15 protein-coding genes and 1 pseudogene are annotated in these 12,864 nt (G+C 71.6%); 11 read left to right on the top strand and 5 right to left on the bottom strand.

The window, feature by feature from the left end; all coding sequences use genetic code 11:
• The 5 genes from HET64_RS28735 to HET64_RS28715 form a co-directional block, all read left to right on the top strand.
• Positions 1-564: biotin/lipoyl-containing protein (locus HET64_RS28735; protein WP_285801914.1), on the top strand; the 564-nt coding region annotated here is incomplete at its 5' end.
• Positions 561-1,730, top strand: a complete 1,170-nt coding sequence (locus HET64_RS28730) for an acyl-CoA dehydrogenase family protein (RefSeq protein WP_215110070.1) — start codon at positions 561-563, stop codon at positions 1,728-1,730. The genes HET64_RS28735 and HET64_RS28730, both read left to right, overlap by 4 nt.
• A 190-nt stretch (positions 1,731-1,920) precedes the next feature.
• On the top strand, positions 1,921-3,513 hold the full coding sequence (locus HET64_RS28725) for a 4-coumarate--CoA ligase family protein (protein ID WP_215110069.1): 1,593 nt from the start codon (positions 1,921-1,923) through the stop codon (positions 3,511-3,513).
• Complete coding sequence (locus tag HET64_RS28720) at positions 3,510-4,244, top strand: enoyl-CoA hydratase family protein (protein ID WP_215110068.1); 735 nt, start codon at positions 3,510-3,512, stop codon at positions 4,242-4,244. Before HET64_RS28725 ends, HET64_RS28720 begins: the two co-directional genes overlap by 4 nt.
• Positions 4,232-4,837: a TetR/AcrR family transcriptional regulator gene (locus tag HET64_RS28715; RefSeq protein WP_215110067.1), complete on the top strand. Its 606-nt coding sequence runs from the start codon at positions 4,232-4,234 to the stop codon at positions 4,835-4,837. The genes HET64_RS28720 and HET64_RS28715 overlap by 13 nt, the downstream gene beginning before the upstream one ends.
• Before the next feature lie 28 nt (positions 4,838-4,865).
• On the opposite strand, the gene HET64_RS28710 is transcribed toward HET64_RS28715, so the two are convergent.
• From HET64_RS28710 to HET64_RS28695, 4 genes are all read right to left on the bottom strand, one after another.
• A complete protein-coding gene (locus HET64_RS28710; protein ID WP_215110066.1) occupies positions 4,866-6,134 on the bottom strand; it encodes a serine hydrolase in 1,269 nt (422 codons plus the stop codon).
• A 184-nt stretch (positions 6,135-6,318) separates the two neighbouring features.
• A complete protein-coding gene (locus HET64_RS28705) occupies positions 6,319-6,702 on the bottom strand; it encodes a VOC family protein (RefSeq protein WP_215110065.1) in 384 nt (127 codons plus the stop codon).
• A 97-nt stretch (positions 6,703-6,799) separates the two neighbouring features.
• Positions 6,800-7,390 (bottom strand): dihydrofolate reductase family protein, encoded by a 591-nt coding sequence (locus tag HET64_RS28700; protein ID WP_215110064.1) that lies wholly within the window; start codon positions 7,388-7,390, stop codon positions 6,800-6,802.
• A 110-nt stretch (positions 7,391-7,500) separates the two neighbouring features.
• Entirely contained in the window at positions 7,501-7,920 is a 420-nt protein-coding gene (locus HET64_RS28695; protein WP_215110063.1) for a GNAT family N-acetyltransferase, read from the bottom strand.
• A 205-nt stretch (positions 7,921-8,125) separates the two neighbouring features.
• Between HET64_RS28695 and HET64_RS28690 the strand changes: the two genes are divergently transcribed.
• The 6 genes and pseudogenes from HET64_RS28690 to HET64_RS28665 all read left to right on the top strand — a co-directional run bounded on the left by HET64_RS28690 (position 8,126) and on the right by HET64_RS28665 (position 11,467).
• Positions 8,126-8,341, top strand: a complete 216-nt coding sequence (locus tag HET64_RS28690; RefSeq protein ID WP_215110062.1) for a DUF6243 family protein — start codon at positions 8,126-8,128, stop codon at positions 8,339-8,341.
• 189 nt (positions 8,342-8,530) lie between these two features.
• Positions 8,531-8,773, top strand: a pseudogene (locus tag HET64_RS28685) (MarR family transcriptional regulator); the annotation flags it as partial.
• Between the two features lie 165 nt (positions 8,774-8,938).
• Positions 8,939-9,361 (top strand): hypothetical protein, encoded by a 423-nt coding sequence (locus HET64_RS28680; protein WP_215110061.1) that lies wholly within the window; start codon positions 8,939-8,941, stop codon positions 9,359-9,361.
• 45 nt (positions 9,362-9,406) lie between these two features.
• On the top strand, positions 9,407-10,045 hold the full coding sequence (locus HET64_RS28675) for a DinB family protein (protein WP_215110060.1): 639 nt from the start codon (positions 9,407-9,409) through the stop codon (positions 10,043-10,045).
• Positions 10,046-10,085: 40 nt separating this feature from the next.
• Positions 10,086-10,340, top strand: a complete 255-nt coding sequence (locus HET64_RS28670; protein ID WP_215110059.1) for a DUF6332 family protein — start codon at positions 10,086-10,088, stop codon at positions 10,338-10,340.
• Between the two features lie 326 nt (positions 10,341-10,666).
• The gene (locus HET64_RS28665; protein WP_215110058.1) at positions 10,667-11,467 is read left to right on the top strand and encodes an alpha/beta fold hydrolase; all 801 of its coding nucleotides are present in this window, start codon (positions 10,667-10,669) and stop codon (positions 11,465-11,467) included.
• Here the strand turns inward: HET64_RS28665 and HET64_RS28660 are convergent.
• Complete coding sequence (locus tag HET64_RS28660) at positions 11,445-12,611, bottom strand: alanine--tRNA ligase-related protein (RefSeq protein WP_215110057.1); 1,167 nt, start codon at positions 12,609-12,611, stop codon at positions 11,445-11,447. The genes HET64_RS28665 and HET64_RS28660 overlap by 23 nt on opposite strands.
• Positions 12,612-12,864: the final 253 nt, after the last annotated feature.

Here is a 12,864-nt window from a genome sequence, read left to right as displayed (position 1 = left end):
ACCCGCTTCGGGGCCTGGCGCAACCTGCCCTCGCAGCCGGAGACCAAGCGCTACCGGAGCGAACCCGACGGGGCCGAGCACGAGGTCGCCTACCGCACCCCGCGCACCGGCGTCCCGGAACCGCACGACGCCCCGGGCGTCCGGGTCCTCGCCGTCACCCCGGACCGCGTGACCCTCGAAGTGGGCGGTGTGGCCCGGCACTTCACGGTCACGGCCGACCGCGACCGGGTGTACGTGGACACCGGGGCCGCCTCGTACGCCTTCACCGCCCTGCCCCGCTTCACCGACCCCGCCACGCACACCGAACCGGGCTCCCTGCTCGCCCCGATGCCCGGGACCGTCGTCCGCCTCGCGGAGGGCCTGGCCGCCGGGGGCCCCGTCGAGGCCGGGCAGCCGCTGATCTGGCTGGAGGCGATGAAGATGGAGCACCGCATCCTCGCCCCCGCCTCCGGCACCCTCACCGCCCTGCACGCCGCCCCCGGACTCCAGGTCGAGGTCGGCGCGCTGCTCGCCGTGGTCCAGGAGGACCCGGCCGCCATCCCCGTACCGGAGGAGACCGCATGAGCACCGCACGCACCGTCCTCGAAACCGAAGAGCACCAGGCCCTGCGCGCCGCCGTCGCCGCCCTCGGCAAGCGGTACGGGCGCGACTACATGACCACCGTCATCCGCGAGGGCAACCACACCGACGAGCTGTGGGCGGAGGCCGCCAAGCTCGGTTACCTCGGGGTGAACCTCCCCGAGGAGTACGGTGGCGGAGGCGGCGGCATGGCCGAACTCTCCATCGTCCTGGAGGAGCTGGGGGCGGCCGGCTCGCCCCTCCTCATGATGATCGTGTCGCCCGCGATCTGCGGCACGGTCATCGCCCGCTTCGGCACCGACGAGCAGAAACGCACCTGGCTGCCGGGCCTCGCCGACGGAAGCCTCACCATGGCCTTCGGCATCACCGAGCCCGACGCCGGCTCCAACTCCCACCGCATCACCACCACCGCCCGCCGCGACGGCACGGACTGGGTGCTCACCGGCCGGAAGGTCTTCGTGTCCGGCGTCGACATAGCCGACGCCACGCTGATCGTCGGCCGCACCGAGGACGCCCGCTCCGGGAAGCTGAAGCCCTGCCTGTTCATCGTCCCGCGCGAGGCCCCCGGCTTCGGCCGGAACCGGATCGACATGGAACTCCACGCCCCGGAGAAGCAGTTCGAGCTGGTCCTGGACGATGTGCGCCTGCCCGCCGACGCCCTGGTCGGCGACGAGGACGCGGGCCTCCTCCAGCTCTTCGCGGGACTCAACCCCGAACGGATCATGACGGCCGCGTTCGGCATCGGCATGGGCCGCTTCGCGCTCTCCAAGGCCGTGGAGTACGCCCGCACCCGGCAGGTGTGGAAGGCCCCGATCGGCTCCCACCAGGCGATCGCGCACCCCCTGGCCACCGCCCACATCGACCTGGAACTGTCGCGCCTGATGATGCAGAAGGCGGCCCGGCTGTACGACCAGGGCGACGACGTCGGGGCGGGCGAGGCGGCGAACATGGCGAAGTACGCGGCCGGGGAGGCGTGTGTGAAGGCGGTCGACCAGGCCGTGCACACCCTCGGCGGCAACGGGCTGACCCGTGAGTACGGCCTCGCGTCCCTGATCACCGCGTCCCGGGTGGCCCGGATCGCCCCGGTCAGCCGCGAGATGATCCTGAACTACGTCTCGCACCAGACGCTGGGCCTGCCGAAGTCGTACTGAGCCTCCGGGGGCACGGCCCTCGTCCGGTGGCCTTCGTCCTCCGGCCTTCGTTCTCCGGCCTTTTGGATCCGCTTCCGTCCGACCTCTCCCCATCCCTCCCCCACAGGGGTGATTCTGACCCTCCACACCCGCACGGCGTCCCGCGCCGCCACCCGGGCGGCGCGGACATCCGCGACGACAGGGGACCGCCATGGTGTTCCGCAGCGAGTACGCAGACGTACCGGCCCTCGACACGCCCATCCACGACGCGGTCCTCGGCGGGGCCGCCGGGTTCGGCGACACCGTTGCCCTGATCGACGGAACGAACGGCGCCTCCCTCACGTACGCCCAGCTCGACGGCTTCCACCGGCGCATCGCCGCCGCGCTCGCCGAGGCGGGGCTGCGCAAGGGCGACGTCCTCGCCCTCCACAGCCCGAACACCATCGCCTACCCGGCGGTCTTCTACGGGGCCACCCGCGCCGGGGCCTCCGTCACCACCGTCCACCCGCTGGCCACGCCCGAGGAGTTCGCCAAACAGCTCGCCGACAGCGGGGCCACCTGGATCGTCACCGTCTCCCCGCTCCTGACGACCGCCCGCCGGGCGGCCGAACTCACCGGCGGTATCCGGGAGATCTACGTCTGCGACCAGGCGGAGGGCCACACCTCCATCCTGGACATGCTGTCCTCCACCGCCCCCGAGCCCACGATCGCCATCGACCCCGGTGAGGACGTCGCGGCCCTCCCGTACAGCTCCGGCACGACGGGCACGCCCAAGGGCGTGATGCTGACGCACCGCTCGATCGCGACCAACCTGGAGCAGCTGAGACCGTTCATCCCGATGGGCGAGGGCGACCGCATCCTGGCGGTGCTGCCGTTCTTCCACATCTACGGCCTCACCGCCCTCATGAACGTCCCGCTGCGCTGCGGCTCCACCGTCGTCGTCCTGCCCCGCTTCGACCTGGCGCAGTTCCTGGAGGCCATCCAGACGCACCGGATCACCGGCCTGTACGTGGCCCCGCCGATCGTGCTGGCCCTGGCGAAGCACCCGCTGGTGGGGGAGTACGACCTCTCCTCGCTCCAGTACATCGTCAGCGCGGCCGCCCCGCTCGACGCCGACCTGGCCGCCGCCTGCTCGGCCCGCCTGGGGGTGCCGCCGGTGCGGCAGGCGTACGGGATGACGGAGCTGTCACCGGGGACGCACGTGGTGCCGCTCTCCGCCGAGCACCCGCCGCCGGGCACGGTCGGCAAGCTGCTGCCCGGCACCGAGATGCGGATCGTGTCGCTGGAGGACCCGGCGAAGGACGCGGAGGGGGGCGCGGACGGCGAGATCCTCATCCGCGGCCCCCAGGTGATGAAGGGTTACCTGGGCCGCCCCGACGCCACCGCCGACATGATCGACGCGGACGGCTGGGTGCACACCGGCGACGTCGGGCGGGCCGACGCGGACGGCTGGCTGTTCGTCGTCGACCGGGTCAAGGAGCTGATCAAGTACAAGGGCTACCAGGTCGCCCCCGCCGAGCTGGAGGCCCTGCTCCTCACCCACGAGCACCTCACGGACGCGGCGGTCATCGGGGTGTACGACGCGGACGGCAACGAGGTACCGAAGGCGTTCCTGGTCCGGGGCCCGGCGGCGGACGGCCTGACGGTGGAGGACGTCCTGGCGTACGTCGCCGAACGCGTCTCCCCGTACAAGAAGGTGCGGCAGGCCGAGTTCGTCGATGCGGTGCCCCGGGCCGCGTCCGGCAAGATCCTCCGGCGCGAGCTGCGCGACCGGGAGAAGACGGAGAGGACCGAGGAGAAGTGACCCTGATCGACAGGCTCCGCGACCGGGGAGTGGCGACGCTGACCCTGGACTCGCCGGCCAACCGCAACGCGCTGTCGGCCGCTCTGGTGGGCGAGTTGCGGGAGTCGCTGGCGCGGTGCGCGGCGGACGACACCGTACGGGCGGTGCTGCTCACCCACACCGGCACGACGTTCTGCGCCGGGGCGGACCTCAAGGCGCCGCCGGACCCGCAGGCGTTCACGGGCCTGATGCGGGAGATCGTGGCGCTGCCCAAACCGGTCGTGGCCCGGGTGACGGGCCATGTCCGGGCGGGCGGCCTGGGCCTGCTGGCGGCGTGCGACATCGCGGTGGCGGGCCCGGCCTCGACCTTCGCCCTCACGGAGGCACGCCTCGGCCTGGCCCCGGCGGTCATCTCCCTCACCCTGCTGCCGCGCCTGGACCGCACGGCGGCGAACCGCTACTACCTCACCGGTGAGCGCTTCGACGCGGCGGAGGCGGCCAGGATCTCGCTGGTCACGGAAGCAGCCGAGGACGTCGACCAGGCACTCGTCCCCATCCTGGACGGCCTGCGCCGGGCCTCGCCGCAGGGGCTGGCCGCATCGAAGGAGCTGGTCACGGCTACCGTGCTGAGGAGCTTCGACCAGTACGCCGAAGACCTCGTCGCCCGATCCGCCGCGTTGTTCGCCTCCGACGAGGCGAGGGAGGGGATGACGGCCTTCCTCGAACGACGGGACCCGGCATGGGTGCGGTGACCTCCTCCAGTGTCGCGAGATCGGCTCACGCGCCGAAGCAGGACCGCAGCCGGGCGACCCGGCAGCGGCTCCTGGAGGCGGCGGTGGCCTGCCTGGCCGAACACGGCTGGGCGGGCTCCACCGTCTCCGTCGTCGCCGAGCGGGCCGGCGTCTCGCGCGGTGCGGCCCAGCACCACTTCCCCACCCGCGAGGACCTGTTCACCGGGGCGGTGGAGTACGTCGCCGAGGAACGCTCCGCCGCCCTGCGCGCGCTCCCCGTCCAGGGGCGCGCCGAGGTGGTCGCGGCCCTGGTCGACCTCTACACCGGCCCCCTGTTCCGGGCCGCGCTCCAGCTCTGGGTCGCCGCCTCCAACGAGGCCCAGCTCCGCCCGCGCGTGACGGAGCTGGAGGCGCGGGTGGGCCGGGAGACGCACCGGATCGCCGTCGAGCTCCTGGGCGCGGACGAGTCCCGCCCCGGAGCGCGCGAAACGGTCCAGGGCCTCCTGGACATGGCCCGCGGCCTCGGCCTCGCCAACCTCCTCACCGATGACGCCGCCCGGCGGGCACGGGTGGTGGCGCAGTGGGCGGCGCTGGTGGAGGAGGGGCTGGGGTGAGAGCCCGGACCGGGACTCCGGGGCAGTCTCAGGAAGCGGCCGGCGTGGCCGGCTCCTGGGAGGCGCTGCCGTCGTAGACGTGGTCCGGGGTGGCGATCCGCGTGACCGCGCGGGCGAGCAGGGTGGACGGCTCCTGGCCATTGCTCAGGGAGTCGGTGTTGATCATGATGACCATGGTGGCCTTCTGCGCGGGCAGGTAGACGGTCACCGTCTCGTACCCCGGCAGGGATCCGTTGTGCCCGATCCACCCGTCGGCGTCGAAGATGCCGAGGCCGTAGCCGAGCCCCGGGAAGCCGGTCGGCAGGGTCTTGAGCCGCTGCGCCTGGGTCGCGGGGCTCAGCAGCTCCCCGGTGGCGACGACCTCGGCCCAGCGGCGCAGGTCGTGCAGATCGGAGATCATCGCACCCGCCGCCCACGCCCACGAGGGGTTCCAGTCCGTGGCGTCCTCGGTCTCGCCGCTCAGCGTCTGGTCGGTGTAGCCGCGGGCGTGCGGCTCGGGGAACTCGGCCCCGGTCGGGAAGAGCGTGTTGTGCAGGTGGGCGGGGCGGAGCACCCGCTCGTGGATGACCTGGCGGAGCTTCTGGCCGGTGACCTTCTCGATCACCAGGCCGAGCAGGACGAGGTTGGAGTTGGAGTACTGGAACTCCGCACCCGGCTTGAAGGTGTTCTTGTGCTTCATGCCGTACGCGAGCACGCCCCGCGGGGTGAACGAGCGGTACGGGTCGCTCAGCAGGTCGTGCACGAAGTCCGCGTCGGCGGTGTACGGGAACAGCCCGCTGCGCATCCCGGCGAGCTGGCGCAGCGTGATCCGGTCGCCGTTGCGCACGCCGGAGACGTAACGGGAGATCGGGTCGTCCAGCTTGACGAGCTTGTCGTCGACGAGTTGGAGCAGCGCGGTGACCGTGAACGTCTTGGTCTCACTGCCGATCCGGATCCGGGTGCCGGCCGACATCGGCTCACCGGTGACCTTGTCGGCGACGCCGTCGGCGTGGACGTAGCTGCCCTTCCCCGGCATCCACAGCCCGACGACGGCGCCGGGAATACCGGCCTGCTCGCGGACGTCCGCGATGGCCTTGTCCAGCTTGGCGGTCAGCTCGGGGCCGAGACCGCCGGGCGGACAGTCGTCCTCGCCGTGCCGGTCGTGTCTGCCGGGCAGGCCGTTCCCGTGGTGCTGATCGTGCCGGTCGAGGCCTGCGGCGTGGACCGCCGGAGCGGGAGCCACGGCCATCGGGGCCAGTACGGACGCCGCGAGCAGCATCGCGGCGTACAGACGTCGGGTGGGGGAGCGTCGTCGCATGGGGGGCCTCTTCCGGACCGGGAGGGAGGGGAGCGGAGCGACGGCAACGACACCACCCGGCCCCCGGACTCCGTACCGCATCCCGGCCGTGCCCTGCGAAGTCCACTCGTTCGGAGCCGCGCGGCCCGGGGCCGTCGGAGCCGTCGGACCGGTGTCGGCCGGTCCCTCCCGGTCGGCGCGAGCGTCAGGAATTCATGGCGGCCCGGTCGGACTCACTCCGCAGGACGCAGAACTCGTTGCCTTCGGGATCGGCGAGGATCGCCCAGCCCGAACCATCAGGATTCCGGTGATCGCCGACGAACGTGGCGCCGAGCTCCAGCAGCCGGTCCACCTCCTGATCGCGCGAGGTCTCCGGGCGCAGGCACAGATGGAGTCGGTTCTTGATCGTCTTGGCCTCGGGCACCTGATTGAAGTGCAGCACCGGGCCCTCCGCCAGCAGCACTTGGGCCTCCCGGACGCCGGGCCTGTCCTCCGGGTGCAGCGGATGACCCGTCACACCGCTCCAGAACCGGGCCAGCCCGTAGGCATCCGCACAGTCGATCGCCACGTTCTGTACTACCGAGACCATGCGCACCAGCCTTCCTGATCTCCACGCCGAACGCCACCGGCCTGTGCCCCTTTCTCGTGCGCGAGCAGCAGTTCCCCCGCTGCCGCCGATGGGCCCGTCACTTCTCGGCGAGGCGGCGGTAGGTGTTGATCAGGACGCCGGACGGTGTCGGCCGCGTTGCGGTGAGCGTCAGGTGACGAGGACCCCTGCCATCGGCGAAGAGCCGCTTCCCACCGCCCAGGACGACAGGGAAGACGAGCAGCCGGTACTCGTCGACGAGGTCGTGCTCGATCAGGGTCGCGAGGAGCTCTCCGCTGCCCAGCACCACCGTCTCGCTCCCGGACGCGGCCGTGATCCGGCTGATCTCCGCCACCGGATCGGCCCCGAGGAGCAGGGAGTTCGCCCAGCCCAGCTCCTTGAGCGTGCGGGATGCGACGTACTTGGGCATCGCGTTCATCGCGGCCACAGCGGGGTCGTCCAGGTCGGCGTAGGGCCAGGTGGCGGCGAAGATCTCGTAGGTCCTGCGCCCCAGGAGCAGAGCGCCGGCGCCGGCCGTGGCCTCGCTCATGAACCGCTCGACCACCTCGTCCACGTACGGCAGCACCCAGCCGCCCTGATCGAACCCGCCGTCCCGGTCCTCGTCGGCCGAGAGGACCGACTGCATGACCCCGTCCAACGAGACGAAGTTGACCACGACCAGCTGACCCATGTGCTGCTCCTGTCCGTGCGGTTGCCTCTGTGCGGTTGCTTTCGTCGATACTGACCGCACGCGGGAGCGGGACTCATCGGTCACGGCGGCCAGGGTCACGGTTTCCTCCGTCACACCGTGCGGTGCATGCCCACCGAGGCCGGTGCGGTCTCGCGGAAGCCGAACTTCTCGTAGAGGTGCCGGGCGTCGCCGTCGGCGATGAGGGAGGCATAGGCGCCGGCCGGGGCCCGGCGCTCCAGTTCGCCGATCAGCTCGGCCATGATGCGCTTCCCGAGGCCACGCCCCTGATGGCCGGGCAGGACACAGATGTCGACGACCTGGAAGAAGCAACCGCCGTCGCCGATCACCCGCCCCATACCGACCGGTTCACCGTCGTGGCGGACCTGAACCGCATGCCAGGTGTTCGGCAGGCCCAGCACCGCCGCCTCGGAGGGCATCGCGCTCAGACCCGCCGCGGGTCGCAGCCGCAGGTAGGTCTCGACCGTAGGCAGCTCGACGGACAGTTCGTAAGGGTCATTTTGTGTCTGCATGCATTACATACTAGGTGAGTCCGGCAGCCGCCACCCGGAACGCGTGGTGTGCGGGGGGCGGCGGAACCGGGTAACGTCTTCGTCATTCCAGACGCCGATTTACGAGTGAGCGCGTGATGGGCCGCCGCTGACGTCCTGCCGACGTCGCCGCCCGTCCCCCACCGGTGAATCCGTAGATCACTTCACATCACTACCGGGAGAACCCGTGACCGTGAGCAAGAACATCAACAACCCTGTGGGCCAGGGCGGCGGCCAGCGCAAGAAGCTGTCCCGCGCCGAACGGCAGAACAACGGTCCGCACCGCAATCTCGACCGCCGGAGCGCCGCCGACCAGAAGGCGGAGCTGGTGCGCAAGATGCGCGAGAAGACCGGCGCGGCCGAGGGCACGGGACAGCCGGGCGACGACACCGCCCAGGGCTGACGCGCCGCCGCCGCAGGGCGGCACCGCAAGGGGGCAGGGTGGCACCGCACGGGGGGCAGGGTGGCACCGCGCGGGGCGGGGCCTCCTGCGCCCGGCGGTCACCGAGTGATCGTGCGTCTTCTCGCGGCGTTCTGAACGAACGCCGCATTCCGATGGTTCGGCGCGCCGGGGGAACGTAGCGTCGCGATCATGGGATCACCGATCGGGAACACCACCGACCAGGCGCCGGCGAACCCGGCCGCCACCGACGACATGCTGGCCAGTCAGCCGATCGGCTACTGGAGCGGCCTGGCCCACGCGGCCGTCACGCGGCACCTGCGGGACGCGATGGCCAGGATCGACGTCACGCAGCCGCAGTACTGGGTACTCAACAGCGTGAACGGCGGCGGCCCCGCGGCACCGAGCCGCGAGGCGGTCGTTGCCCGGCTGACGCACCATCCTCGACCGTGAGCGCGGGCCGCTGGATGCGATGGGCCGATTACCTCGGGGGTAATTGATGCCCTCCGTGGGGCCGCCTACCTTCGGCATGGTTCGGAGGCCCCACGGAGGGGCCGCTTCCATCCGGGCGACTCCCTGGTGCACGAGAGGAAGACGACCATGACTCTGACGCATGACGACGGGGCCACCACATACGCGAGGGCGACGGGATCCGACGGTTTCGCGAGGCTGGCGCTCAAGCTGGACGCGGTGGTCACCGGCCTCAACGGCATCGCGTACCTGGCACTCGCCACGGTCCTCGACTCCTTCTTCGGCGTCACGGCGGCAGTCCAGTACCCGGTCGGGGTTTTCCTCCTCCTCTACTCGCTGGGCGTACTCGCCATCGGGACGCGGAGGGAGATCAACCGCACGGGACTGACGGCGGTCATCGTGGCGAACCTGCTGTGGGTGGTGCTCAGCCTGGTGGTCGTGATCTCCGGTGTGCTGTCTCCGACCGGCGTCGGCACGGTCTGGATCGTGCTGCAGAGCCTGACCGTCGGCGGCTTCGCAGCCCTCCAGTACGTCGGTCTCAAGCGCCTGTGAGCGGGATCTTGAAAGTATGAGCAGCCGGTGGCAGGCTCGCGCCCCATGATCGATGAGTTCGCGAAGGGCAACCTGCACGGGAGACTGCGGCGGGACCGCGAGGCGCTGCTGTGGAAGCTCGACGGCCTGTCCGCATACGACGCCCGCCGACCTCTGACAGCGACCGGGACCAACCTCCTCGGCCTCGTCAAACACGTGGCCACCGTCGAGGCCAGGTACTTCGGCGAGGTCTTCGGCCGCCCTTCCCCGGAACCGCTGCCCCGGTGGCAGGACCACGACGGCAGCGACCAGTGGGCGGCCGAGGACGAGACCCGCGATCAGATCCTCGGGTTCTGCCGGCGCACGTGGAACCACTCGGACGCGACGATCAACGAGCTTCCCCTCGACGCCCCCGGCCACGTGCCGTGGTGGCCGGACCCTCATTCCCACACCAACCTGTTCGCCGTCATGGTCCATGTCCTCGGCGAGACCGTCCGGCACGCCGGGCACGCCGACATCCTGCGCGAGGGCATCGACGGCCGGACCGGGTTGCGCCCCGAGCACGAGCAGCAGATCGACGAGGAAGCCCGGGCGGCCCACCGCGCGAGGATCGAGCGGGTCGCGAGGACGGCCGCACAGGTCCAGGCCTGGAAGTCAGCTCCATCGGCAGGCTCGCCCCGGCTCGTGGGGCCGGACGTCTGCTGAATCAGGCGCCGTGGCTTGGCCGTGCTGCGAGACTTCCGGCATGGACATGGGGCGTGAGTCGCGGTGGGAAAAGGATGCGACGACGGTAGAGATCGGCTTTGCCCTGGTGACCGCTGTCGCCCTTGGCGCGGCGGTCTTCGCCGTCGCTCTGGCCCTCACTCTCGTCTTCGGCCTCTCTGATGCGGCGTCCGCAGCCGTACGGACGGGGGGAGCCCTGGCCGGAGGGGCGGTCGGAGTGTGGCGCCTGGTGCGGGTGCTGTATCGCTTCGACGTGGAGCGCCGTAAGGGCCACTGACGGCGAGGTCGACCCGCTACCGGCGCAAGGCCGGCGAGGGGCGCGCTCGGCGCGGGACGGAGATCGCTACCACCCGTTCCTGGGCGGCCAGTTGCCCGAAGCCTGGAGGGTCATGCATTCCGCCGTCGGCGGGAAACCAGGGGCGGAGTGCGCACCTGCGATCCGGGCGGCACAACGCACACCCGCAAGGAAGTCGGTCCTCCTCGCTTGCCCGAGGCCTCGGCTTCCGGTGCCCTCGCAACGTCCGGCCGGGGGTGGTGGAGGTGAACCGGCGCCCGGTGACTACTCTCGTCTCTCCGTCGACCCGTGGTGAAGGGGAGCAGGCTGTGCGAAACGCCGTAGTGACACCCGAGGGCGGCCGGATCCGCTGGGTCGAGCTGCCGGGACAGGAGCCGTCGCGCGTCTACGTCCATGGTCTGGGCGCCACGTCGCCGGCCTACTTCGCGGAGGTGGCTGTTCATCCTCTGCTCGCCGGACGCCGGTCGCTGCTGATCGACCTCCTCGGACATGGCATCAGCGATCGGCCGACGGACTTCGACTACAGCCTGGAATCCCACGCCGATGCCCTCGCCGCAGCCCTGACCGGCGCGGGTGTCACGGGCGCCGAGCTGATCGCGCACAGCATGGGGGGCTCGGTGGCTGTCGTCCTGGCGGCCCGGCACCCCCAACTGGTCTCCCGCCTGGTCCTGGTCGACGCCAACCTCGACCCGATCCCGCCTTCACCCGGCTCCGCGGGCAGCAGCGGCATCGCCGCGTACTCCGAGGAGGAGTTCCTGGCGGGCGGTTGGCAGGAGATCCGGGACCGGGCCGGTTCCCACTGGTGGTCCACGATGCGCCTGGCAGGCCGGGAGGCCCTGCACCGCAGCGCGGTCCACCTCACCCGAGGCACCACCCCCACGATGCGCGAGCATCTGCTGGACCTGAAGATCCCCCGCACCTACCTGCTGCCCGCGTCCGACGGCCCGCTCCCGGGCACCGACGCGCTCATCGAGGCCGGGGTGTCCGTGGTCCCGGTCCCGGACTGCGGGCACAACATCATGCTGGACAACCCGGAGGGCTTCGCCCGCGCCACCGCGGCGGCGGTCGGCGGAGCCCCTCGCGTCCTCACTCCTCGCGCAGGCTCATGACCAGCTCGCGGGGCAGCCCGTGGGTGTCGTGGAGGTAGTGGAAGTCCTCCTCGGCCAGCGGGCCTTGGAACCGGGGCCTGGCGAGCACCCCTCGGCCGCGCTCCAGGAGCCCGCGGAACCGGCGCTCCTCTTCGAGGAGCATCCGGAGCACGTCACCCGGGCGCAGGTCCTGCCGGAAGCGGTCCAGGGTGTGCTCGACCAGTTCCTCCGGCAGGTCCCCGACGCCGCGCGAGGGATCATCCCGCCACAACCGGGTGAGTACCCGTCGTACCAGGCGGCGCAGCACGTATCCCCGCCCCGAGTTGGCCGGGCGTACGCCGTCGCCGAATACCACGACGGCCGACCGCAGATGGTCGCAGACCAGGCGCAGGGACGGTTCGTCCAGCGGCCACAGGGCGGGCACCAGGCGGCGCCAGGGGGCGAAGACGTCGCAGGCGAAGACGGACGACTCGCCCTGGAGCAGGGAGGCCAGCCGCTCCAGGCCGAGGCCGGTGTCGACGTTGCGCTGGGGGAGCGGGACGAGGGAGCCGTCGCCGAGCCGGCGGTGGGTCATCGTGACGTGGTTCCACACCTCGACCCAGCGGTCGTCGTGGGTGGGCGTCGACCGCGGCGGGCCTTCGCCGGTCCACAGGAAGATCTCCGAGTCGGGGCCGCAGGGGCCGGCCGATCCGTTGGGCCACCAGTTGTCCTCCACGGTGAGTTCCACGGGGACGCCGAGGCCCTGCCACAGGTCGACGGAGGCGGTGTCCGGCCCGGTCCGGCCGTCACCGGCGAAGGCGGTGGCGTGCAGCAGCCCGGGGGCGATGCCCAGGCCCTCGGTGAGCAGCCCGTACGCCCAGTCGAGACTGAGCGGGCCTCCGTAGTCGCCCAGCGACCAGGTGCCGAGCATGTCGAAGACCGTCAGGTGGGTGGCGTCCCCGACCTCGTCCAGGTCCGTGGTGCGCAGGCAGCGCTGTACGTTCACCAGTCGCCGGCCCAGCGGGTGGGGGCGGCCCTCCAGGTACGGCGTGAGCGGGTGCATGCCGGAGGTGGTGAAGAGTACGGGGTCGCCGTCGGGCGGCAACAGGGTCGAGCCGGAGATGCGGCGATGGCCGCGCTCCTCGTAGTACTCGACGAACGTGCTGACCAGCTGGTCCGTACGCATGGGTGTGGCTCCTTCGCGTTGCGGCGGGGAGGCACCGGAGAACGGGACCGTTCGGTCACCCGGCCGGGGCCCAGAGGCGCCACGGCACTGCCGACGGACCGTTTCCGGTCGCCGGGGGGAGTGAAGGTCAGGCGGCGGCAACCGGCGAGCTGGTCGCTCGCGCGGTCGCGGTGGTGCTGAGGCCGGTGACGTTCATGCGGCCGAGCCTAGCTCGCCCCGGCCGCCGGGGCACGTGAATTCAGCGGGGGTGGGA

This window comes from Streptomyces sp. McG3, from assembly GCF_018619185.1.
In the GTDB taxonomy this organism is placed as follows: domain Bacteria; phylum Actinomycetota; class Actinomycetes; order Streptomycetales; family Streptomycetaceae; genus Streptomyces.
This window is presented reverse-complemented; position numbering and strand designations above follow the sequence as displayed.